This is a genomic window from Candidatus Saccharimonadales bacterium, assembly GCA_039928925.1.
In the GTDB taxonomy this organism is placed as follows: Bacteria; Patescibacteriota; Saccharimonadia; order Saccharimonadales; family Saccharimonadaceae; genus UBA6022.
Genome location: JBDSSF010000003.1, coordinates 147640 through 171131 on the forward strand (window position 1 = coordinate 147640; position 23492 = coordinate 171131).

The following is a 23492-nucleotide window of genomic DNA, read 5'->3' on the forward strand; positions in this document are numbered from 1 at the left end:
GTTTACATACCTCTATATAGTTCGAGGTAGTTCTTTTTTAAAATTTTATTGGAAAAGTTTTTCTCAACCCTATTCCTTGCAAATCTCTTCTGTTTTTGTAGCAGCTTTGGACTTGTTATCACGATTTTTAGTTTATCTAGAATTTCATCAACATTACCCGGTTTTACTATATAACCACTCTCACCGTCTACTACAACTTCTGAAACAGCACCAACATCGGATGCAATGACAGAAAGCTTCATAGACATAGCTTCAAGGATCGAGAGTGGAAATCCTTCGATTGATGACGGTAGCACGAAAACGTCACCCGCACTTAGGTAGTGGGCAACTTTGCTTTGGTAACCAAGCAGGGTAATGTTTGATGATTCTATAGATTTAATTTGATTTATTATTTGCTGTTTCATAATACCATCACCAATAATAAAAAATTTAACGTGTGGATAAAGCTTTAATTCATTAATCTTTTCAGCAACACTTACAAATACATCCGGGTTTTTCTCACCTGATAATCTGCCTACGAAAAATACTGCAACATCTCCGTCAGCAATACCTAGTTCATCCCTTATAAATTCTCGATTAAAATTAACTGGGTTAAATTCTTTATCCGAGTCGATTCCATTTGATATAACCTCAACTACCGTCGCTTGAGTTGTTTTAGATTTTATTGATTCTGAAACAGTTTGATTATCTGTAGTATATTTATCGATATAGTGTCTGTATTTTAATGCACCTTCCATGTACGCCGGCACTCGATCATTAAATAAAGTCAATATAATCTTAAGGTTTGGATGGCGTTTTTTTAACTCTGGCAACATTTCAAACATAAAACCATTGTGAACAATATGAAGTATGTCTATTTGAGCAATGTCTATATATCCTGAAATGAACTCTATATATTGACTCGGATCATCGACTATCTTCGTTAGGTGATAGATACTTTCAGTAATTTCTCTGAACTTATATTCCCATTCGTTTTTAGAATCAAGCCCAGTTATAAAGCTAATGTTGCAATCTTTTTTGAGCTCACGACAGTAGTTATAGACAAGTGTTTCCGCACCACCAAATGTCATCCAAGGCATAGTAATTAGTATGTGCGGTTTTTTATTTCTATGTAGTGCTGGATTATGATCGTTTCTTTTTAGAATTTTCTTTGCTACTTTTTTACCACTACGAAGTATTGAATGTGTTGCTGTGATTATATTTGAATTACCCGACTTGAACAACCTAGTGTTTAAGGACCTAACAATAGCTTGGTACGCATATATTTTATTTTGCTGACTATCTATTTGGTTCTCATATGCTGCCCTCATACTTTCAATACGAATTTCAGCATATTCCTTTTGCATAAATGCCATAGCCTGCCAATAAAGAGCGTTGGTTGAAGGTATATGTCTCTCACTTACATTAGTAAGTTGAAGTGCCTTCTCGTATTTTCCTTGGTAAAAAAAGTGGTAAAACCTAGCAAGTAATAGTGTTTGCTGGTCCCATTTAGTTTCAAAATTTTTTATTACTTTTGAACTTAGCTCAAATCTAGATAATTGATTATAAAAAAGGGAAATATAATAGCCTGATTCTTGATTTTGTTTATCAAAGATATTTTTTGATAAATTTGTTATTATTTTTTTTTCAGACCTAACAATACCTTTTTTTGCAAACCCCCAGAATTCCGATACCCCGTTCACTTCTATTGCTGTAAATGCAAAGTTTCCTTTTCCAAATTTATCAGTTAAAACATTTGTCAGGTTTTCAGTGTCGTAATATATGTAGTGTTCAAGAGAATGACTAAACCAATAATCATCAGGTGTGTATTGTGTAACTGATAATGTTGAAAACACAAAAAAACCGTCATCATTGAGGTGATCTACAACATTATCAAGGACAAGACCCGGTCGGTCTGCATGTTCTAATAAATCAAAGGCGGTAATGATATCAAATTTACCAATCTTCTCAGGAAAACTATGAAGATTTGACTGCAATGACCTTAAACCTTTAGATTTTGCAATGTCTACGACGTCTTGAGAAATTTCAAGACCAACAGTTTCGTATCCTGCTGCTGCAAATATCTCCATTAGCGAACCGTCGGCAGCTCCAAGATCCATATGTCTTCCATTATTTTTAATAAACTGCTTACAAAGGCCAAATTTTCCCAATAGGTTTACCGCGGGTGATGATAGATAGTTCGTATAGCCGGATCTTGTATCTGATGCTTTTTCGAAATAATCTGCGGTGTATAGATCTTCGGTGTGATCAGCGATTTCTTCAACCATCATAACGTGACATTTTTCACATCTAATAATCTTATTTCCGTCAGTTCTTTTTGTTACATCGGTAAATCTTAAATTATCACAATACAAACAGCTTAAAACTTTCATGGTTAATTCTTATTTATCCATTCGTGCTTTAATTCTGTCATGCCACTCCATGTAGGTTTACTGTTCACAATAGTAAATTCTGGACCATTGTATATCGCGTCAAGGATTTTGCCTTCTTTTTCGAATAGATTTATTTCTAGAAAATATTTACCGCTACCTATATTTAAATCGAGTTGTAATTCTATTTCATTTTTTAATTTCCAATCCAAAGGAAGGTTTCCAGTCCTTGAATTAATTCCTGTGATGTGTTCGCCTGTTTGTTTGTAAATATTTATTCCAACACTTTCAAATATGGTATTTTGTAAATTTTCCCATATTACCTTTACAATCATAGAGTCATTCGTGTTAAAACGTGATCCGTTTACTATATTTGTTGTTAGGTATTTGGGTTTAACAGCTTCAACAATATCGGTCTTCTCTTTTGTTTTATCCTCACTCACAGTGTTGATATCAGAATACTTATCTGCAACAAGTCTGGGATTTCCTGAACATATAATTTCACCGTCTTTAATAAGTATGGCTTTATTGCAGAACCGACGAACACTACTCATATCATGCGTAACAATTATTACAGTTTGCTTCTTTTTCTTTAGTGAGTCAAAATAGTCATAACATTTCTGCTGAAAAGCTTCATCGCCGACAGCTAGGACCTCATCCAGTAGAAGTATGTCCGCCCGTGCCCTGATTGCAATACTAAATGCTAGTCGAACCTGCATACCACTTGAATAGTTTTTTAATCTTTCATCCATGAACTCACCTAATTCTGCAAATTCAACAATACTTTCATACATAGTTTCTATTTCTTTTCGGCTAAAACCAAGTAGAGCACCATTTAAAAAAACGTTTTCTTTACCAGTAAGTTCAGGGTTAAACCCGACGCCTAGTTCTATAAAAGGTACAAGGGTACCATTTATTACTACACCGCCCCTGTTTGGTGTGTAGATACCTGCAAGAACTTTTAGTAGTGTACTTTTTCCACTACCATTACGACCAACAATACCAAAGAAATCACCTTTTTCAATAGTTAATGATATATTATTTAACGGAGAAAACTCTCTGTACCCACGTCTTCCTTTGATATAATTAATGAGCTTTTGCTTAAGGCCATTACTGCCTTCAAGTGGTATACGAAAAGTTTTTGATACACCATTTACCTGAATAGCAACTTGATTACTCATTATATATTCTCCGCAAAATATTTTGAATGTTTCTTGAAATATAATGTACCAAATACAAATACTAGAATAACTATTAGAAAAGGTATTAGAATATAAAAAATATTTGAAAATAATGTAAATGGTGTGATTGTTTCTGTTGTGATCAAATAGTATCTCGCATCCTGGATCGCCTGGGCAACTGGATTTAATAATAAAAACTTAGCAGCTATCTCACTTTTTTCCATAACTATCGAAAGCGGATAGATTATCGGTGTCGCGTAAAAAGCAGCTTGCATAATTATCTCCCAGATATGACTTGTGTCTCGATATTTCACATTTAAAGCCGACAAAAAGAATGCTAGACCAAGTGCAAATAGATAGATTTCGAATATATATATCGGTAATATTAACGCCGACCAATGAAGCTCAACGCCATTTACTGCCATAAGTACACCAACTATAACTAGATTTAAAATAAGATTAATGAGTGCAGATATAGTCGTAGATAAGACAATAATATATTTAGGGAAGCTTATTTTGCGCAGCAAGTCACCTCTACCAACAATTGACCCCATACCCTGACTTGTCGCTTCCGAAAAGAACGTCCATAATACAATACCCAGTAATAGATATACTGCATAATGCTCAACTGAACCTAGTTTTATAAGTACACCAAATACAACATACATGATGGCAAATAAAAACAAGGGTTTCAATAAAGACCAGGCATAACCGAGTACTGAACCTTGGTAACGGAGTTTAAAATCAGTCACGACCAGTTCGCGTAACAGGATACGATTTCGCCTGCTAATAATATTTGAGATTTTCATAAGTCTGTAATTCATTATATGATAAAGGGTAGCATATGAATAGACTTGCGGTTATCGTATTAAATTGGAATGGCATTGACGATACCTTACTTTGTTTTGACTCGTTATTAAAACAAAGTATTTCAGACTTTAAAATTATTATTATAGACAATGGATCAATCGATAATTCAAAAGACGTACTTCAAAAATTACAAATAAGTAATTCGCGTAGGCTAACTGTACTATATAACCCTGTCAACAAAGGATTTGCTGGTGGTGTCAACACCGGTATTAACTGGGTAATAAAAAATGATTACGAGCTCGTTGCATTATTTAACAACGATGCGGTTGCAGACAGTAATTGGCTTAAGTCACTTGTTGATGAGTCAGGGGACGAAACCGTAGGTATTGTTACAGGCCTGCTACTCCATGAAGATGGTAAAACGATAGATAGCACTGGAGACTGGTATACAAACTGGGGTCTACCATTCCCTCGCAACAGAAATGAACCAGTTGGCAGCGCACCAGATAAACAATTTGTGTTCAGTGGTTCAGGTGGTGCTTCGTTATATAAAACTGAACTACTCAAAGATATTGGCTTATTTGATGAGGATTTCTTTGCCTACTACGAAGATACTGATGTTAGTTTTCGAACCCAACTAGCTGGTTGGAAGGTTATCTACACACCTAAGGCAGTCGCATACCATAAACAAGGCGCGACAAGTAATAAAATTCCTGGTTTTGCAGTGTATCAAACATTTAAAAACCTCCCACTTTTATTAATTAAGGACGTCCCTGTTGGTCTCTATTTACCGATCGCGATTAGATTCTATTTTGCTTATTGGTTAATGTTTATTAACACTTTTAAACATAGGCGTGGTTGGTCTGCCACTAAGGGAATATTCATGAGTATTGTATTTACTCCAAGAAAACTCAGGGAAAGATGGCACATTCAACGTGTGAAACGTGTGAAAACGTCTTATATAAAATCTATACTATGGGATGACTTACCTCCTGATCAGACCGGTATTCGTAAAGTTCGTAAGATGTTTATAGGTAAGTAATTATGAGATTATTAGAATACGAAGCAAAAACAATTCTGCGTAACTATAGTATTCCAACGCCTGACGCCTTAGTTATCACAAAGAGGTTCACTCCTGAGATTTCACTTCCTGTTGTTCTAAAGTCTCAAGTTCCTGTCGGTGGCCGAGGTAAAGCTGGGGGGGTGGTAAAAGTAGAATCTCCATCTGAGGTGACATCAACGATTGATCGGATTTTTACACTTGATATTAAGGGGTATAAACCAACTGCAATTCTTGCAGAACAGACAATAGATATCAAGAGAGAGTTATATATTGCCATACTGATCAATCTCGAGACAGCAACTATACAGCTGATGGCACATACTAATGGTGGAGTGGAAGTGGAAACACAGACAGGGTTTAAGGTATGGACAGTTGAGACTGGCCGAGCCTCGGCTAATCAAACTGGTGAACAACTTGCTGAGTACTATGAACTCCCAGATCAGACATTTGCTTTACAAGATTTAGTAGAGAATCTATATAAATGCTTTGTTGGTTGTGATGCAACGTTACTTGAGATTAACCCTCTTGTGTTAACAGATGATAACAAGCTACTCTCGGCTGATTGCAAAATGGAGCTTGATGATATGGCAGCATTTCGCCATCCAGAGTGGAAGTTTGAGAAAACACCAGTTAATACAAGCTTCGTTGAGCTAGATAATAATGGTAATGTTGCAACGATAGCAAATGGTGCTGGTCTCGCAATGGCAACGGTTGACGCCGTTGCGGCGGCTGGGATGGTCCCAGCTAATTTTCTCGATATTGGAGGTGGGGCAAATACAGATAGTATACTTCTCGCATTTAATAAAATTGTTGCATTTCCGAATATTCAAGTTATCGTTATTAATATCTTTGCAGGAATTACAAGGTGTGATGAAGTTGCAAAAGCAATTATTGCTGCGCGGCAAAAAATTAAGGACTTACCCCCACTTTGTATTCGACTCGCCGGAACAAATTTCGAAGAAGCTGCTTCATTACTTTCTAGTGAGAATATATCAACACTGGCAACACTTGATGACTGCATTACGAAAGCCAAGGAGCTTATTTATGAATAGTAATATATTCACTGCCAAAAATGTTATTGTCCAAGGTATTACTGGTACACACGGCTCATTTCACACCGCAAGTATGCGAGCTGCGGGTACATATATAGTTGGTGGTACTTCACCTGGTAAGGCTGGCTTGCTAGTTGATGGTGTACCCGTGTACGATTCAATTGTACAAATACAGAAGGATATCAGAATTGACATAAGTGTTATTTTTGTTCCAGCACCGCGCGCTAAAGATGCAATAATTGAAGCAATCACCGCAAAAATACCTCTCGTTGTCTGTATAACAGAGGGTATACCAATTCACGATATGATATCTATAAAGCACCTCATCAATAAATCATCTACTGTGCTCATCGGACCAAATTGCCCTGGAATACTCTTACCTGGCAATAATAAAATTGGTATTATTCCAGCACAGATGGGCTTACCTGGATCAGTTGGTATAGTCAGTAGATCAGGGACACTCACTTATGAGGCTGCTGCAGAATTAACAGCAAGAGGTATTGGACAAAAATATATTATTGGTATCGGAGGTGACAGAATCCGCGGAGCAAGCTTTGTTGATTGTCTCGAGTTATTTCAAAACGATCCCGATGTGACATCGATTATTCTTATTGGTGAAATTGGAGGGAGTAGTGAACACGCTGCGGCAACTTATATAAAAGACTGTGTTACAAAACCCGTTTATGCCTACGTAGCAGGTCATTCAGCACCTATTGGTGTCCAGCTAGGGCATGCTGGTGCAATTCTTGGAGGTGAAGATGAATCTGCCGCCTGTAAGACCAAGGCACTAGGTAGCGCTGGCGCCACGACGAGCGATAACCTCCCAGGCCTTATTAGGTCTGTGTCATAGCATTTCATCATTTCTACTTTTATGAAATTTGTTTACTTATTTGTAATATAGCTTACAGATAGCTCTCAATTTCCCATGTTATAATACCACCAATGACAAAACGTAAAAAAATTAGTATTCTCATCCCTGCGTACAACGAACAAGAAGTGCTTCGACCACTTTATGAAAGACTTGGCATGCTTGCCGAGAAGACGCCAGATTACGATTTTGAGTTTTTGTTTGTAAATGATGGTAGTCGTGATAAGACCTTAGAGATTATCGCATCTTATGCCGAAAAAGATGATCGTATTGCGTATATAAATTTATCACGTAACTTTGGTAAAGAAATTGCAATGATTGCTGGACTTGATAATGTTTCTGGTGATGCAACCGTTATTATTGATGCAGACTTACAAGATCCACCAGAATTAATCCCTCAAATGATCAAATACTGGGAAGAGGGATTTGATGATGTATATGCAAAGCGTAAAAGCCGCTCAGGTGAATCATACGCTAAGAAAAAATCATCTGAACTTTTCTATAAAATTCTTCAAAAATCAACGAGTGTTCCAATTCAAATTGATACAGGTGATTTTCGCCTTCTTGATAAACGTTGTGTGGAGGCTCTACGTGGATTCCGCGAATCACAACGCTACACAAAAGGAATGTTTAGTTGGATTGGATACAAGAAAAAAGAAGTTCTCTATGACCGTGATCCACGTGTTGCTGGTGAGACTAAATGGAACTACTTAAAACTTATTAATCTTGCTATCGATGGAATTACCTCTTTTACTACTGCACCACTTAAAATTGCATCTGTATTTGGTGTTATAACATCCTTCTTTGCATTTATATATATTATTTATATTGTTATACGTACTATTTTCTTTGGCAGTGATCTTGCTGGATATCCGTCAACAATGGCAGTTATGCTCTTTATAGGTGGTGTCCAATTGTTATCACTTGGCATTATCGGCGAGTATATTGGACGAATATTCAACGAAACTAAAAATCGACCGTTATATTTCATTGAGGAATTACACAAAAGTGGCGATAAAAAATAAAGGTCAAAAAGGCCGCTTTATAGCTATCGGTGGTATTAATACCCTTATAGATTTTAGTGTTTTATTCTTATTGAAAAGTTTTGGACTACCAGAGGTTCAAGCAAATATAGTATCGACCACTGCAGCACTTTGCTTTAGTTTTTTCGCTAATAGAAAATTTACATTCAAAGCATCAGATACAAACGTTACTCGTGAAATAATTTTATTTATAATTGTTTCACTTATTGGTGCTTGGGGTATTCAGTCAGTGGTTATTTCTATTTCTCTCCCTCTTCTTGCGGGTCTTCATTTATCAGATTACGTTTCACTATTCATAGCAAAAGTTGCAGCTATTAGTGTAGGACTTATTTGGAATTATTTCATGTATTCACATGTTGTATTTAGAAAAAAGAAAACATCGTGAAAATAGTTCTTGATACACGAATTATTGAAACATCTACTGGTAGGTATATGCAGCGCCTTCTCGAAAATATTAACGATACTTATGCACTCTCTGACGGTAATGATTATATTGCATTAATGCCACCTCAACACGTTGATAAATGGCAACAGCGCCTTACTAATATTACTGTTATGGCCGCTGATCAAAAATGGTATAGTTTTTCTGAGCAATGGTCACTATATAAACAACTACGTGGGCTTAAGCCTGATCTCGTGCATTTTACAATGCCTCAACAGCCCCTTTTATGGGTTGGGCCTGCGGTCACGACAATTCATGATATGACACTCATACGCTATGATAATATCCGACCAGGTGAAAGCCCAATTATTTATCACATGAAGCAGCGGGTTTTTCGTATACTACTTCGTATCGTTCTACGACGCGGGGATGCAATTATCACCCCTACTGAATTTGTTCGTCAAGATCTTGGTACGTTTTTCGGTACAAAGTACTTAGACAAGATTCACGTAACACCACTCGCTGGTGAAATACCCGAAGTTAAACCAAAACCTTTAAAGGAGTTTATTGGTAAGAAGTATTTGTTTTTTGTTGGAAATGCTTTTCCCTACAAAAATATTTGGCGCATTATTGATGCATTTAGAGAATTACAGATAAATAATCCTGAGCTGCATCTTCTGCTCGCCGGTAAGAAGGATGAGTTTTACATACAGCTTGAAAAACGTTGTATCGAAGAAAATATTAATAATGTTCATTTTCTAGGCTTTATATCTGATAGTGAAAAGCGTTGGGCACTACAAAATGCACAAGCATTTGTAACCGCGTCTCTCTCTGAAGGATTTTGTATGCCTGTACTTGAAGCTATGATTGAAGGATGTCCTGTTGTTGCAAGTAATGTCTCCTGCCTTCCTGAAGTCGTTGGCAATGCTGGACTTCTATTTGACCCTTCATCGACAAAGAACCTTGTTTCAATATTAGAGCCGCTTCTTCTAGATGATACCCTGAGACAGAGACTTATTAAAAAGGGTTACATTCATGCTCGAAGTTATTCATGGAATCGTATGGTACGACAAGTACATGATATTTATTTGTCACTACAGAAATAATAAAAAGTTCTACTAAGAACTTTTTTGAGCAATGATAATGCGGCGCTCGCGACCTTCACCTTCGGAGAAAGTTCTAATATCATCATATTCACTAGCGACGTGATGAACAATACGACGATCTGCAGCGTTAAGATCAGCAACGTATGAATCACCACTTGTGCGGACGCCTTCAATCCAGCCACGTGCTGTTTCAGCAAGTTTTTCAGCTCGTAGTTTCTTGTAATCAGCAACGTCTACATTTACACGATTAACAGTTGCTTCGTTGTTACGTAGAGTTGTAGATATAAGATATTGAATACTACGAAGAGTTTCTGCATTACGGCCTATAAGAAGACTGTTATATTCGCTCGTTGGCACTGATAATTCAATCACCTCTTCTTCACAACTTGCCGTCACTTCAAGATTAACGCCGAAAAATGAGAGGATATCTTCAAGATATTTTTTTGCAAAATTAATTGATGCTTGTTGATCCATTACTTGCCTCCTTTTTTACGACTATCCTTAGCAACTATACGAGTAATCGTAGCAGGTTGCGCCACTTTCTCTCGTGCTTTAGCTGTTGCTTTTTTATGAGGCTGCACTATATTTGCTTCTTTTATATCTGCAATCTGATCCAGTTCAACTCCATCCTTCTTGAGAAGATAGTGTTGTTGAGCAACTGCAACAAGGTTTGAAACTGCGTAGTAAAGTGCGAGAGCTCCCGGCACGCTGATCATAATAAAGAACATGAAGAATGGAAGTACTTTTACCATCTTACCCATAACAATTGCGTTCATCTCTGATTGGTTTGCTTGCTTACCATCAGCTGCTTCAGTCATAACATCCCGAAGACGTTTCTTACTCTCGTTTTGAGGCATTGTCTGCTTTGACATAATATACTGAGTACCTGCAGCGATAACTGCGAGGATAATAAGGACGATATTAACACTACCGTTTGCAAATGCACCCTTTGTTAAGTCAACAACTCCTAGTAGTTTTTCGTTAAACTGTTCTGGATGGTGAATGAGTTGCTTGATTGGTTCGATGTTTTCAAGAAAGTCGTAAGTATATTTTGCTACCTGATCACGATTAAGTGTGAAGATCTGTATAACATGATAAAGGGCAATGAAGATAGGTAACTGAATAAGTAGTATCCCTATTGATCGGAATGGGCTGACGCCGTGCTTTTTATACAACTCAAGCATTTGCATGCTTTCAAGCTGTTTATTACCTTTTGTTGCTTTTTTAATCTTCGCCAGTTCAGGCTGAAGTTTTTTCATTGCTTTTGTTTGATGCAGTTGACGCTTAACGAGTGGGTACATCGCAAAACGAACAAGAATCGTGAAAAGAATTAAGGCTATGCCAAAATCATGACCAGGAATAATACTATAAAGACCAATTAACAGGTTAAAGATTGGCTGCACAATCAAGATATCAAAAATATTCACACTTAAACTCCAAAACTATTTATAGGTATTATAGCAGTTTTATAGGATTATTTATAGAGGCTAGCTGACTCGAAAAGCTCACGAATCAACTTCGTTAATTCATCTGATGGTAATGATATTACTTCACTTGAAAATACAAGAATAACGACGTCATAAACACCATTAATGCGTTCGTCTTCTTTTCGAATTACTTCATAAATTCGTCGACGAACCTTATTACGCCCGACAGCGCTCTTTAATACTTTTTTACTAATAACGACTGAATATCGTGAATTCTTTCGATGTTCATTTGCAGAATATTTAACAGTCACAAGTCGTGACCTGATAGCTTGGCCATTTTTATAGACGTAGCGTAAGCTGCTATGTCCATGAAATCGGAAAGGGAATGAAAGCATATGTATATTTAAGTATATGGTATTTTGAAGGTTGTTTATAGATATAAATAAAAAATCAGCTCTTTTTTGTGAGCTGATTTTTTATTAGACGGTCAGTTTTGCGCGACCTTTGATTCGTCGGCGCTTAATAACAGCACGTCCAGCCTTTGTCGAGACACGTGCACGGAATCCGTGAGTACGCGCGCGGTGGCGGGTGTGGGGTTGGTGGGTTCGTTTTGGCATATCTCTAGTATTGTAGCTTTTTTATCTGTTTTTTGCAAGATATGCGATTGATGATAATGACTTGTTGTTGTGTAATAATAAAAACTTCTCCACATACATTAACAACTTATCCACATATTTATAGATGACGGTATCACCTGTGGAAAACTAATACCTCTTACCTGTTTTATGACACGTACTGATTTGGAGTTGTGGAAAACTCAGGACGCGATTATACTAAAGATAATACAAGTTTGAGGTATGAACAGTGAGAGGATAGGTTTTTCGGTATGGACCGTGGGTTATGGAAAAGTGTACTCGGCGAGATAGAACTATCAGTTTCGCATGCCGCTTTTACAACCTGGTTTAAGAATACTGAACTTATTAGCACAACCGAAGATGTCTTTACTATTGCAGTCCCAAATATTTTCGCAAAGCGTCAATTTGAAGTAAAATTCAACCAGCAAATTAAGGATGTTCTTGTAAAAAATGGTGTCTCACCAAAAAAAATCACTTACACCGTTAAAACAATGAATAAAGCGATTGTAAGTCGTGAGATAATCCAAAATGAGTTACGTGTTGAAGAGCTTGTTTCTAAACCTACGTCAACAACATCATCTTCATTCTCTCGTTCAACTACTCCGAAAAACGGTTTAAATCCGAGATACACATTTTCAAACTTCATTGTAGGATCAAGTAATGACCTTGCTTATACGGCCTGTCAGGCTGTTGCATCTCAGCCTGGTACAAAATATAACCCACTCTTTTTATATGGTGGTGTTGGACTTGGTAAGACTCACCTTATGCAAGCTGTTGGTAATGAGATTGCGCTAAAACAACCAGATGCACGAATTCTATATATTAGTTCCGAGACATTTGTTAAGGAGTTTCTTGAAAGTATTCGTTTTAAGAAAAAAGGTTTTTCTGATAAATACCGTAATGTTGATGTTCTTATTGTTGATGATATGCAGTTCATTGCCGGTAAAGAAAAAACTCAAGAAGAGTTCTTTCATACATTTAACGAACTTCACCAGAATAATAAACAAATTATTATTAGCAGTGATAAACCACCAAAGAGCATCCCTACATTAACAGAACGCCTTCGTAGCCGTTTCGAATGGGGTATGTCTATTGATATTCAAATGCCTGATTTTGAAACGAGGTGCGCTATCATCGCAGCAAAAGCCTCATTATCAGGTGTTGAACTTAGCCGTGACACCGTAGAATATCTTGCAAACACAATAAAGACAAATATTCGTGAACTTGAGGGTGCGCTTAACCAATTACTTGCATATGCGGAAATGCGTGGTGTCACCCCAGATATCTCAATCGCTGAAGGTTTAATTGGTAACATCCGTGTCTCAAGACCACAACATCTACTCCCGAAACAAATTATTGAGAAAACAGCTCGGCATTTCCAGATTGATAGTAAAGAGATCTGCAGTCCAAAGAGAGATAAACATATTGTTGTACCAAGGCAGATTGCAATGTACTTGCTTCGCAGTGAACTTCATTTAAGTTTTCCAAAGATAGCTGTTGAGCTTGGCCGTAAGGATCACACAACAGCAATTCATTCAGTAGAGAAGATTGAAAAAGCTATGAAGTTAGACTTTATGATTCGTGAACAGGTTGCAGAAATTAGAGAAAAGTTATATGCATAGTACTTTGATAGATAGTGGACAAACTGTGTACACTCAGAGGAAACAAACCAGTACAACCTGTGTGGTATTGTCCCCAGTAAAGAACGATAGCCTACCTGACAATCATAATTGGTCGGACAACCTTGTAGTTATACGAACAGTTGTACGTTACTTACCCTCTGCCCTATCCACATATAAAATATGCAATCTACCTCTTATGAATACATTTTTTACCCAGTTTCCACAACGACTACTAATAGCAACTACCAAAGGAAATATTTAAAAAGGAACTAATAATGAAACTCTCAGTCACTCAAGAAAATCTATCAAAAGCACTGACAATAGTAGGACGAGTAGCAAGTAGTAAAACACAACTTCCTATTTTAAGTAACATCCTCCTTCGTACAGATGGTACTCGCCTACTTATCGCTGCAACAAATTTAGAAATCGCTACAACCCAACATATCGGTGCTAAAATTACCGCCCCAGGTGCAATTACAATACCCGCAAAGCTTGTTGTTGAATTTGTCTCTAGTCTTCCAAAAGGAACTGTTGATTTAGAAGTGAAAGACAGCCATCTTAGTATTTCTACAGGTAGTTATAGCTCAACAATCCACGGCGTCATTGCTGATGAGTTCCCTGAGCTACCAACAATTGATGAATCAGCATCGGTTCACTACACAATCAATACAACAGATTTTAAACAAGCCGTTTCACAAACAATCGTGACGAGCGGTAGTGACAACACTCGTCCTGTCCTGACCGGTGTATTTTGGCACTCATTTGAAGGATATCTCTACCTCGCTGCAACTGATGGCTATAGGTTATCAGAACGAAAACTTATCGAAACAAAAAGTGAGATTGCCGCAATCATTCCAACAACAACACTTCAAGAAGTACTTCGAACTCTAACAGATGATGTAAATGAAATTGATGTATTATTTGATGAGACTCAAGTTAGGTTTAGGATTGGCGAATCAGAAGTGACAAGTCGCCTTATTGACGGTAACTATCCAAATTACAGACAACTAATACCTGCAAAATCAGAAACAGAAATTGTTGTTTCAACCAGTGATTTTACAAGAATCACGAAGATTGCTGGACTATTCGCTCGTGAATCTGGTGGCAGTATTACAATAACAGCAGATAAAGAGAAGCAAAGCTTTGCAATACATTCAATCGCCTCACAGATTGGTGAAAATACGTCACACTCAGATGCGAAGATTACCAATGACGGCCAAGTGACATTAAACTCTCGCTATCTTAGTGAGGCACTATCTGTTATTGATGGTGATACAGTTATTTTTGGATTTAGTGGAAAACTGTCCCCTTGTATCCTTACAACGAAAATAAAAGATGTAACTTATAAACACATTATTATGCCTCTAAAAAGCTAACATGACACTCCTCCGTCGGCTGAAAGTTCAAAATTTCCGTACCCATCAAGCGATGGATATTACTATTCATGACGGTGTCACCCTTATTACAGGATCAAATGGTAGCGGTAAAACATCACTCATTGAAGCAATTTATATCGCACTACGCGGATCCTCTTTTCGTGGAGCTGACCTTGACATCGTTCGCCATAGTAGTGAATGGTGGCGGATCGATTTACTAAGCGATGATCAGACGACACGGAGTGTTTTGTTTGATTCTTCAAAATCAACTGGCCGTAAACGATTTATCATAGACAGTAAGACGACATACCGCCTTCCGCAAAAGCATAAATCTCCCGTTGTATTGTTTGAACCGGATGATCTTCGACTCTTACATGGATCACCAGCACGGCGTCGTTTATTTATAGATAGCTTTATTGGGCAATTAGACCCCACCTATACGTCAACTCTTCATAAATATGAACGAGGACTCAAGCAGCGCAATAATTTGCTTAAAAAGCCGTACATCGCTGACGATGAACTATTTGTATGGGATTTGCTACTCAGCGAATATGGGTATGAGATTATTCAAAAAAGAGTTTACTATACTACCCTTCTTCAATCAGAACTAGAGTTAACCTATAATTCAATTGCACATACTGACGATGAAGTGAAAATACATTACTCACATGACATATCTCAGCAGAAACTTCTCGCAGACCTCCATGATCACCATATGAAAGATAAGCTACTCGGTAATACGAGTGTCGGACCACACCGTCATGATATTGAATTTATTTTTAATACGATGCCCGCGACAAGTGTTGCATCAAGGGGTGAAATTCGTAGTATTGTATTAGCACTAAAGTTCCTTGAAGTGAAGATTATCGAAACGAATCTTGGACAAAAACCAATTATTTTACTAGATGACGTCTATAGTGAACTCGATGAAACCCGTCGCCATAAGCTCGTCGACAGTATTAGTGAGTATCAGGTAATTATGACAAATACTCACGGTCTGCCAGAGGCAAAGACATATAACCATATTGAATTAAACTAGTTTGTTAGTAGTACCGGTAAACCAAGATCGATCGCATTAACTTTACTTAGGACATCGTGAGGAATTTGCGGATAATCTCTTGCAGCTAAAGTTATTGACGGTGGATTTGTTACAAGAACCCATCCATTCGTTTCTTTTTTCATGACAAATCGGAGACGGTCACGACTTAATGAGTCAGTTCCCGTGTAGTTGAGTGTGCTTCCAAACCACTCACCATGCTTATATAGACTTCCTTCATTCAGTGAGTAGAGATTCTTTAGATTTGGGCTATCGCGATCAAGAGCAGCAAGAATTCCGGGGAGCTCTGAGTTTAATTTAGTTGCAAGATATGTATTGTTATAATCAGCAGTAATATTTTCACTTACAGGCGTATCACCAACGATTAGCTTTGTGGTTGCATCGTTAATATTTTCACCCGTTGGTTTTAGGGTATAAATTCCCTTCTTAAGAGTCATCTCTTTGCCTTGTTGTATAGTTTGATTAAATTCTCCAAGTCCACTTGATATACCAGACGTTGCATCTCCGTCATAAATGTCTACTTTTTGAATAAGCGTACTATCAAACGTGACAATTACTTTTTGAATGGAATTAATATAATTTACATAGATAACGACAGGCGTAATAATAATAACGAGTACAATAACGGCAATAATAATTTTTCGGTATTTATATAACATAACTATTTCTCCAGCGGGTTTTTATAGTCAATAAATTCTATTTTATAGTCCGTTGGATCGTATCCCCAACTCTGTAATTTACCAATTGCAGTATATCTGTAGCGTGGTGATGGTGTGCGAATAGTAAGTGTTATTTGATTTGTTGTCTGGCTGTCTGTTTTATAGCTAATATTATAATAAGGATCTTGGTACGGAAGTCGTGAAACAATTGGGTTATCCGTTAAAAATGAGCTACTCGGATCGATTATAGCGGGTGGTTGTGATTTCATAAGTAACGCCCCCCCGACAATCACAAGTGCAAAAATAATAAGTATGACCACTGCAATTATTTGCCGGATATATCTATCAATAAATTCTTTTAGTGCCATATTATACCTTTACCGAATTATCATTTTTTAATACTTTTGATTCATCATCTTTAATTTCTATAGTAAATTCAGTATCACTAACCATCTTTATAGTTACAAAAATATACTTTGTACTACCAATATCACCAAGCCGCGCTTTAAAAGTGTAGGTTCGCGAGCTTTTATCAAATAATAAAGACTTTGCGTTGATTGCGACCTGATTATAGGTGTTTTTATATGTATCAGTAACAGTTGCCTGTATGACATTTTGTATCTTTTGATATTGAACAGATGATATACCGAGTTTTGTAAGTAAAGCACCTCCGTACACTGGAGTTTGTGGTAACTTTTCACCTGAAGTTACACCGTTTACTGTTATAACAAGACCTGTATCAGGATCAAGCGCATCATATGCAGTTTGATACTTTGCCTGATAAATAAAATACACACCAGTAGCCGCTGCGATGAGAAGAAGTATGAGAGCTGTGAGTATGCCGTATTGTTTATTCATATATCTTTCCTATGGTTTTATTGCTATTGTTGCACTTCGGAATTCTGATGCGCCGTATATTAGATTTGGGTCCCAGGGCTTCTGGTTATATGCATCAGTACCTTCTGAAGGAGCGGCAGGATCACCGATAAGATATTGGCCGTCTGCTGTTATGCCACGAAGAACGATGAAGTGACCACCACTTGTAAATGGTTTTGCTCCAGCTCCACTGACGATAACCATATTTCCGGACTTGAGAGCTGAGTCAATTTTCAATTTTATGTCTGATGGTGGTGGCGAGTAAGCAAATTGTAATTCACCTTTTACACCCCAGTTGGCGAGAATTTTTGGCATTTCATTTGCGTTATATGGTGTTGAATTTGCTTTAATCCACTCACCAACAATATAGGGGTTAATCGATTTATCTTTCCAAGTTGCAATTACCATCGCCGGTGATGTAGCGCCACAAGCGTTACCAGCGTATGATCCGCCTGAGTATTCTTTCTGTCCCCATTGAGGATCACCTTGACGATAAAAGACGAAGTCACCTGCTGCAACTGCTGGACCCATGCTGGTTGGTGTTGCTGCTGCACATCCAGAAGCTGAAGCGGCAGTTGGAGTTCCCGCGGCCGTCGGTACTCCGGTTGCAACCGGAGCTTTATCTGCGTAAAGATCATAAACTCGCTTTGCTTCTCCACCACGAACAGTTCGGACGGCATCAGGAGTATCACCAGACTCCTCGTATCCACGGAAGTCGTCACTTGGTCCCCTAATATTAGAACCTTTTCGTCCATGAATTGTAATTGCAGCCTCAACAGGATCAGTTTCTGTTTTTAGTACTGCGAGCATTTTTGCCCAGGTTGGACTGTTGAGTTCCTGCCAGACAAATCCTAACTGACCGCCCATATCGATCATACTGACATTTTTTGACTTTATAAATGCGACAAGTGGATCTTGACGTTCTGGGAATGTCCACTGAACGAGTCCAAAACCTGTTCCACTTTGTGGGACGTAATTAGGATCACTCGTTGTGGTACTAGGTTGAACAGCAGCAGGATTTAAACCAGATTCTTGAACCATATTGCCAATAAAACCAGATGCTTGTGCTAATGTAAGACCATTATTCATAAAGAACGATAGAATCTTTTCGGTATTATCTTTACCGGTGAGTTCGATTGATGTTGTTGCTCCCGCTGCAGTACAACAACCACTAGTGGCTGAACTTGTGTCTGTAGAAGCGTCAGAGGCTGCAGGGGTTCCACCGCGGAATTTTATTGCATGTTGATAAGCTACTTCAATTTTATCCGTTGAAACCTTTGCAGAGACCGTTTTAATAACCGCCGCAAGATCAGTACTATCAAACAAAGGCATATCGACACCTGCATTCATAGCTGCAGCGACTGCATCAGGAACACTCATGTTTGTATACTTTGTCATTGGGGTAAGATCATCAGTTGTGATTAGCCCAGCGAATCCAATTGTTTCATGGAGGTACGCGATAGCTTCTGGATTGATACTGACAGGCGTACTACCCCACTCATTAATATATCCGTTACTAAGCATGACAGCAGCACCGTTTTGATTACCAATAGCTTTGTATGGCTTGAGTTGACCAGCATCTTCCATGGCCTTGAGGCTTTGAGAGGCAGATTTACCTTTGTCTGTATTTTGAGTAAGATCACCAATACCTGGGAAGTGTTTATACACAGGTTTTACACCACCATCACTAAGTCCTCTGGCAAATGCTCCAGCTTTTTCAGAAATAACGTCAGGATTAGTTGACCAGGTACGTTCGGCAATTGTCATAAAACCTTTTGGATTTTGGATATCTAATACAGGAGCGAGATCGATGTTTGCTCCATTAGCCATCATCGCATCTGCAACTTTTTTACCTTGAATTTCGATTTGCGATGCAGTCATATTCGCACCCATATCTTTAGCTGACGGCATACTTGGAGCAAAACGTGTTACTTTACCGCCTTCATCGTCGGCACTAATGAACATTGGCGTACCATTAGATGTATTTAGATCTGTAAAGAATTTTGCATTTAACTTTGAAAAATCTTCGCCGTTAAAGAATACTCCACCAATTTTAAAATCTTTTACCGCTGTGCTCACAGCATCTGTTTGAGTTGGATCAAAGCCAACAACAAAAGTCTGGGCAATCTTTTGCTCAGGAGTAATACTTGCAGGTGCTGCTGTTGCGACGCCTGCTGGAGTTGCACTACAGGATTTTGCAGAACGGCTATATGTGAGGATATCATTACCTGCGTAGAACGCAGGATCATCACCAGTTGACTGTGCATATGAAATGGCTGGTGAGAAAGTTGAAAAAACAAAGGCGCTGATCATAGTGAATATAACGAATCGCTGACCAATACGGATAGACTTATTTCGAATTATTCTCATGATAGTGCAATCCTTACTTCCGGAGGTAGATCGATAGCATCTGGAAATGTTGTTCCAGGTCCCGCGATAACCTCTAATCCACCAGCAGCTGTTCCGTTATCTTTAATAATTATTTTTGCATCATCAGTCTGTACGGTTGTTAGTCGAATTGTGACAATGTACCAAGCTTTTATAGGTGAAACAACAGTAAGAATAATATAGTTAGCTTTTCCATTAGATCTAACAAGGGGCTGAGGAGCTGCTTTTATTATAGTACTATTTAGCTCATCATTTGTACGGTTTGGATACTCGTTAATTTTAATTGGACTATTACCAACCGTTGGAGTGCTCGTAGGAGGTGTAATTTCAGCGGTTGTATCTGGACTATTTGAAATAACTGGCGTAACCACCTCTTTCGGCTTCGTGACGACGTACCATATTAAAACCCCACCAACAATAAGTAAAATTACAGTGATAATGATGACAAACTTATTTTTAATCATCATGATGCTGGTACCGTTGCACCTGGTTTTTTAAATCGAAGAACATGTTCCCATGCTCCCCAGGTTCCACTGGCCGGACCAACTTGTTTTGGAAATGCCGTATTATCTGTGTGCGCACCGAATTGCTGGAATTTTTGAGCTGCAACATCATTTGATACAACAATTTCTGTATGCCCAGTACGAAGAAGGATATCTCCAGGACCTGCTTGAGCTTTTGGTATTTCAGTGAAGTTTGAGTTGCCAAGCATGTTGCCAGTCGCAATATCTCCAACATCCACACCAAATGCGTCAAAGATTGACATACGAACAAGACCACTACAATCTACAATAGCGTCTGTTCCAGCCTTAAAGCCACCAGCGTTAAATTTAGCCATGAAGGCTGCTGCTGTTCCACTATGTCCACCTGCGTATACGTATCCGTAGTCATCAAACTTGAATGAATGACAACTAATCTGGCCAAGATCATCAGCTGGAAGTGTTTTACATGCCTCTGGTGCGGTTGCACTAACTGTACTTCCACCAGTTGCAGCTGTTGATGTGCCACCATCCTGTGCGCTTGGATCTGGTTCGGAATCCATACCATCATTAATTGGGTTGTCTATATTGTAGACACGGTAATATTTAAATGCTACTGATCCACTTGGCCCATCACCCATACATTCCGTACCAAGTCCAGCACCGTTGTTATCATCCGCATTATCAGACTCACCCCATCCAGCTGTGCGGTCTGTACATAGTTTCTGCCATGCCTCGTAGTCACTTCCGGCAACTGCTTCGCCAGTATCACTATTTATCTGTTGGTTATCAAGCATATAGTTGAGTGCAGTTGACGAGTCCATATTAAGTTCATCAGTTGGAAGAACGTAACGGACATTACAAAATACATCGGCATCAATTCCAACATCATCATATCCTGGATCGGGACATTTGCTAAATCTATCTGGATTAAAAACCTGATCAGCACTTGCCTGTGGGATAATACTACTAAAAGCTGCACCGAGGAACGATGGAATACTTGTCAGCGCTGCTGCGATACTACCTGTTGACTCAACGATCGTTGGATTTACTTTTCGCACTAAAGAACCAAGGAAAGAGTACTGTTTCGTGACATCAAAAGGCGTACTCTTCGCTTCATATGTTTCCATAGCAACATCCTGACTCTTCACTTCATCAGTAATGGCGAGATATGACTTTAACGAGGCTTTATTAGCAGGTTTAAGACCACGCTGTTTTGCGAAGTCACCCATAAGGGCTCCACCACCTGAAAATGCCGCGTCACCAACCGCAACGTTTTTCGTATCAGCCCCAACAACTTTACCAGCAATGATATCAGCAAGCTGGGCCTCTAGGAATGGGGTTGCAAAACCAATTGCAACGGACGCTCCAACTGTTGCGAACGTAAGTATACCAAATGATCCAACGGCGGATGCAAGTCCTGCAATAAGACCAGCTGTTCGAGCCCACCAACTCTGAACAGTTTTACAGGTATTTCTGATATTTTCGCGCGCAATCTTTGGAGTTTTCGCTGTCCCTAGATTTAAGATTCCAGCGATTGTATCCACAACACCCGATAGTGTTCCGACAAGTCCACCACCCGTCATAAACTGCTGTGATCTTGAAGTGAGTGTTGGCGCTTCGTTGTATGCAGCTGTTTTATAGCCCGGTGAATCTAAGGCGCTTTTACCGTAAAAGGAATTTGATACATCCTTTGTTTGAAGGTTTCCTGTTGTCTTATCAATACCAGTAATACTCGATTCATCAGTTGCTGTTTTATTAAGATCAAGGTCGGTTAATTTTTTTCCAACATACTCAACATCACCTGGCTTTGCATCCCCTGCTTTAATTGCATCAGCAGTGTTAAAGAATACCATTGCAAACTGTGCAAGCTGGACGGCACGAGTGATTTTTGCAGCTGCTGCAACTGCCCTCGCTGTGTTATAGACAGTACAAGCTGTGTCTGCATATCCGATAATAGATATTCCCTTGAGGCCAGATTTAAGGACACCTTCTGTCGCGTGACCTCCAACTTTAGCAGAGTCATTAATACGTCCAACTCCACCAGAGCTATCAGCTATTTCTTTAAACTTTGGATTAGGATTTTTATTAGCATCAAGTTCATATACTTTTTCACCTGTTGAATCAGTGTAATATTTCCCTTTTCCATCATTATCATCTTGAACCGGGCCTTTATCTGTTAGACCCGTAAAGGCCTTGTCACCGGCAGTTGCATTATCGACTGCCTTATTCCGTTCTTCGTCGGTATTACCTACAACTTTTTTGGATTTGTCGGTTTTAAACTTCGTATATACTTTTTTAGCAACCGAATCCGAAAATCCAGCAAATTTTGGATTGTACGTTTTTCGAAGTGCACTACGGAGAGCCGGATCACTTTTTGCTAGTTCAGTGAGATGACCTGGATCAGTTATCTTAACTCCGTCTGGAGTAGATATTCCTGTAATAGTATTTCGACCTGTGAGACCATTTTTTTCGGTTGTTATGTCTTTAAACCCAGCATTTTTAAATTGCTGAACCTGTTTATCTGACATAGTCGTAAATTTACAACGAATCTTCACGCTACCGCATGAACTAAGTTTTGGAGACAAACCACTTAGTCTTGCTTTAAGAACTTTATCCGTACGAAGATCCATTGTCGTAAGTTGATCATTTAAACTTCCACGGAGTGTTTCACTGAATTGAATTGGTAGTAAAGGAATACTAACGAGCGAAAATAGACCACCACCCCCAAGCAGTGCAGTGACGATAAGTGCCATCGGTCCTTTTTTCTTCGCAACATTTACAACACCACTAAATCGCCCACCACTATTTTGAGCTGAGTCATTTTTTGTAAATGAATTTTTCCAGCCACCAGCGTTTTCTTCTTGGTTTTTAGCGGCATCACGGCTACTATTACTATCCTCGTTATCATTTTTACTAATCTTCTTGGTACTAAGCGGCTGACCATCGTGATTTTCAGGATCGTTTGCAAATGCTTCAGCTTGATCAACACCACTTTTACTATACGCATCCGGAAACTGTTCCGCAGCATGAAGATTAGCCGGGTTATAGGCTTCGTCTTGCTCCTCTTTACTATCACTTGTTCTCAGTGCCATAAAT

General features: G+C 38.6%; 22 protein-coding genes. 9 read left to right on the top strand and 13 right to left on the bottom strand.

Going from position 1 to position 23492, the window contains the following annotated elements; genetic code table 11:
• Positions 1-2: 2 nt before the first annotated feature.
• The 3 genes from ABIS22_03100 to ABIS22_03110 form a co-directional block, all read right to left on the bottom strand.
• Positions 3-2270, bottom strand: coding sequence for a glycosyltransferase (locus tag ABIS22_03100; protein ID MEO7740878.1), 2268 nt, complete (start codon positions 2268-2270; stop codon positions 3-5).
• A 104-nt stretch (positions 2271-2374) separates the two neighbouring features.
• Positions 2375-3550, bottom strand: a complete 1176-nt coding sequence (locus ABIS22_03105; protein ID MEO7740879.1) for an ABC transporter ATP-binding protein — start codon at positions 3548-3550, stop codon at positions 2375-2377.
• Complete coding sequence (locus tag ABIS22_03110) at positions 3550-4353, bottom strand: ABC transporter permease (protein ID MEO7740880.1); 804 nt, start codon at positions 4351-4353, stop codon at positions 3550-3552. Before ABIS22_03110 ends, ABIS22_03105 begins: the two co-directional genes overlap by 1 nt.
• A 41-nt stretch (positions 4354-4394) precedes the next feature.
• On the opposite strand from ABIS22_03110, the gene ABIS22_03115 reads away from it, so the two are divergent.
• The 6 genes from ABIS22_03115 (at position 4395) to ABIS22_03140 (ending at position 9874) form a co-directional block, all read left to right on the top strand.
• The gene (locus tag ABIS22_03115; GenBank protein MEO7740881.1) at positions 4395-5402 is read left to right on the top strand and encodes a glycosyltransferase family 2 protein; all 1008 of its coding nucleotides are present in this window, start codon (positions 4395-4397) and stop codon (positions 5400-5402) included.
• Between the two features lie 2 nt (positions 5403-5404).
• Entirely contained in the window at positions 5405-6475 is a 1071-nt protein-coding gene (locus ABIS22_03120; GenBank protein ID MEO7740882.1) for a succinate--CoA ligase subunit beta, read from the top strand.
• Positions 6468-7325, top strand: coding sequence for a succinate--CoA ligase subunit alpha (sucD, locus tag ABIS22_03125; GenBank protein MEO7740883.1), 858 nt, complete (start codon positions 6468-6470; stop codon positions 7323-7325). Before ABIS22_03120 ends, sucD begins: the two co-directional genes overlap by 8 nt.
• 92 nt (positions 7326-7417) lie before the next feature.
• Positions 7418-8368, top strand: a complete 951-nt coding sequence (locus ABIS22_03130; GenBank protein MEO7740884.1) for a glycosyltransferase family 2 protein — start codon at positions 7418-7420, stop codon at positions 8366-8368.
• Entirely contained in the window at positions 8352-8771 is a 420-nt protein-coding gene (locus tag ABIS22_03135; protein MEO7740885.1) for a GtrA family protein, read from the top strand. Before ABIS22_03130 ends, ABIS22_03135 begins: the two co-directional genes overlap by 17 nt.
• Entirely contained in the window at positions 8768-9874 is a 1107-nt protein-coding gene (locus ABIS22_03140) for a glycosyltransferase family 1 protein (GenBank protein ID MEO7740886.1), read from the top strand. Before ABIS22_03135 ends, ABIS22_03140 begins: the two co-directional genes overlap by 4 nt.
• 12 nt (positions 9875-9886) lie before the next feature.
• Here the strand turns inward: ABIS22_03140 and ABIS22_03145 are convergent, their stop codons facing one another.
• From ABIS22_03145 to rpmH, 4 genes are all read right to left on the bottom strand, one after another.
• Complete coding sequence (locus ABIS22_03145; GenBank protein MEO7740887.1) at positions 9887-10348, bottom strand: R3H domain-containing nucleic acid-binding protein; 462 nt, start codon at positions 10346-10348, stop codon at positions 9887-9889.
• Positions 10348-11301 carry a YidC/Oxa1 family membrane protein insertase gene (locus ABIS22_03150; protein ID MEO7740888.1) on the bottom strand — a complete coding sequence of 318 codons (954 nt, stop codon included), beginning with the start codon at positions 11299-11301 and terminating at the stop codon, positions 10348-10350. The genes ABIS22_03145 and ABIS22_03150 overlap by 1 nt, the downstream gene beginning before the upstream one ends.
• 47 nt (positions 11302-11348) lie before the next feature.
• Complete coding sequence (gene rnpA, locus ABIS22_03155; protein MEO7740889.1) at positions 11349-11696, bottom strand: ribonuclease P protein component; 348 nt, start codon at positions 11694-11696, stop codon at positions 11349-11351.
• Positions 11697-11780: 84 nt separating this feature from the next.
• Positions 11781-11918: a 50S ribosomal protein L34 gene (gene rpmH, locus ABIS22_03160; protein ID MEO7740890.1), complete on the bottom strand. Its 138-nt coding sequence runs from the start codon at positions 11916-11918 to the stop codon at positions 11781-11783.
• Positions 11919-12187: 269 nt separating this feature from the next.
• Between rpmH and dnaA the strand changes: the two genes are divergently transcribed.
• The 3 genes from dnaA (at position 12188) to recF (ending at position 15973) form a co-directional block, all read left to right on the top strand.
• Entirely contained in the window at positions 12188-13558 is a 1371-nt protein-coding gene (dnaA, locus tag ABIS22_03165) for a chromosomal replication initiator protein DnaA (GenBank protein ID MEO7740891.1), read from the top strand.
• Between the two features lie 275 nt (positions 13559-13833).
• Positions 13834-14934, top strand: coding sequence for a DNA polymerase III subunit beta (gene dnaN, locus ABIS22_03170; protein ID MEO7740892.1), 1101 nt, complete (start codon positions 13834-13836; stop codon positions 14932-14934).
• Position 14935: 1 nt separating this feature from the next.
• Complete coding sequence (gene recF, locus ABIS22_03175) at positions 14936-15973, top strand: DNA replication and repair protein RecF (protein MEO7740893.1); 1038 nt, start codon at positions 14936-14938, stop codon at positions 15971-15973.
• Here the strand turns inward: recF and ABIS22_03180 are convergent.
• From ABIS22_03180 to ABIS22_03205, 6 genes are read right to left on the bottom strand one after another with little or no spacing between them, the layout of a single operon-like run.
• Positions 15970-16650 carry a hypothetical protein gene (locus tag ABIS22_03180; GenBank protein MEO7740894.1) on the bottom strand — a complete coding sequence of 227 codons (681 nt, stop codon included), beginning with the start codon at positions 16648-16650 and terminating at the stop codon, positions 15970-15972. The genes recF and ABIS22_03180 overlap by 4 nt on opposite strands.
• Positions 16651-16652: 2 nt before the next feature.
• Complete coding sequence (locus ABIS22_03185) at positions 16653-17018, bottom strand: hypothetical protein (protein ID MEO7740895.1); 366 nt, start codon at positions 17016-17018, stop codon at positions 16653-16655.
• A 1-nt stretch (position 17019) separates the two neighbouring features.
• Positions 17020-17508 (bottom strand): hypothetical protein, encoded by a 489-nt coding sequence (locus ABIS22_03190; protein ID MEO7740896.1) that lies wholly within the window; start codon positions 17506-17508, stop codon positions 17020-17022.
• A 9-nt stretch (positions 17509-17517) separates the two neighbouring features.
• Positions 17518-19896 carry a phage tail tip lysozyme gene (locus ABIS22_03195; protein MEO7740897.1) on the bottom strand — a complete coding sequence of 793 codons (2379 nt, stop codon included), beginning with the start codon at positions 19894-19896 and terminating at the stop codon, positions 17518-17520.
• Positions 19893-20381 (bottom strand): hypothetical protein, encoded by a 489-nt coding sequence (locus tag ABIS22_03200; protein ID MEO7740898.1) that lies wholly within the window; start codon positions 20379-20381, stop codon positions 19893-19895. Before ABIS22_03200 ends, ABIS22_03195 begins: the two co-directional genes overlap by 4 nt.
• Complete coding sequence (locus ABIS22_03205; GenBank protein MEO7740899.1) at positions 20378-23488, bottom strand: hypothetical protein; 3111 nt, start codon at positions 23486-23488, stop codon at positions 20378-20380. Before ABIS22_03205 ends, ABIS22_03200 begins: the two co-directional genes overlap by 4 nt.
• Positions 23489-23492: the final 4 nt, after the last annotated feature.

Excerpts from the sequence above, each read along its gene's own strand:
- ABIS22_03100 (MEO7740878.1), bottom strand. The coding sequence starts at position 2,270 with ATGATGGTTGAAGAAATCGCTGATCACACCGAAGATCTATACACCGCA.
- ABIS22_03105 (MEO7740879.1), bottom strand. The coding sequence starts at position 3,550 with ATGAGTAATCAAGTTGCTATTCAGGTAAATGGTGTATCAAAAACTTTT.
- ABIS22_03115 (MEO7740881.1), top strand. The coding sequence starts at position 4,395 with ATGAATAGACTTGCGGTTATCGTATTAAATTGGAATGGCATTGACGAT.
- ABIS22_03120 (MEO7740882.1), top strand. The coding sequence starts at position 5,405 with ATGAGATTATTAGAATACGAAGCAAAAACAATTCTGCGTAACTATAGT.
- sucD (MEO7740883.1), top strand. The coding sequence starts at position 6,468 with ATGAATAGTAATATATTCACTGCCAAAAATGTTATTGTCCAAGGTATT.
- ABIS22_03130 (MEO7740884.1), top strand. The coding sequence starts at position 7,418 with ATGACAAAACGTAAAAAAATTAGTATTCTCATCCCTGCGTACAACGAA.
- ABIS22_03145 (MEO7740887.1), bottom strand. The coding sequence starts at position 10,348 with ATGGATCAACAAGCATCAATTAATTTTGCAAAAAAATATCTTGAAGAT.
- rnpA (MEO7740889.1), bottom strand. The coding sequence starts at position 11,696 with ATGCTTTCATTCCCTTTCCGATTTCATGGACATAGCAGCTTACGCTAC.
- rpmH (MEO7740890.1), bottom strand. The coding sequence starts at position 11,918 with ATGCCAAAACGAACCCACCAACCCCACACCCGCCACCGCGCGCGTACT.
- dnaA (MEO7740891.1), top strand. The coding sequence starts at position 12,188 with ATGGACCGTGGGTTATGGAAAAGTGTACTCGGCGAGATAGAACTATCA.
- dnaN (MEO7740892.1), top strand. The coding sequence starts at position 13,834 with ATGAAACTCTCAGTCACTCAAGAAAATCTATCAAAAGCACTGACAATA.
- recF (MEO7740893.1), top strand. The coding sequence starts at position 14,936 with ATGACACTCCTCCGTCGGCTGAAAGTTCAAAATTTCCGTACCCATCAA.
- ABIS22_03180 (MEO7740894.1), bottom strand. The coding sequence starts at position 16,650 with ATGTTATATAAATACCGAAAAATTATTATTGCCGTTATTGTACTCGTT.
- ABIS22_03185 (MEO7740895.1), bottom strand. The coding sequence starts at position 17,018 with ATGGCACTAAAAGAATTTATTGATAGATATATCCGGCAAATAATTGCA.
- ABIS22_03190 (MEO7740896.1), bottom strand. The coding sequence starts at position 17,508 with ATGAATAAACAATACGGCATACTCACAGCTCTCATACTTCTTCTCATC.
- ABIS22_03195 (MEO7740897.1), bottom strand. The coding sequence starts at position 19,896 with ATGAGAATAATTCGAAATAAGTCTATCCGTATTGGTCAGCGATTCGTT.
- ABIS22_03200 (MEO7740898.1), bottom strand. The coding sequence starts at position 20,381 with ATGATGATTAAAAATAAGTTTGTCATCATTATCACTGTAATTTTACTT.
- ABIS22_03205 (MEO7740899.1), bottom strand. The coding sequence starts at position 23,488 with ATGGCACTGAGAACAAGTGATAGTAAAGAGGAGCAAGACGAAGCCTAT.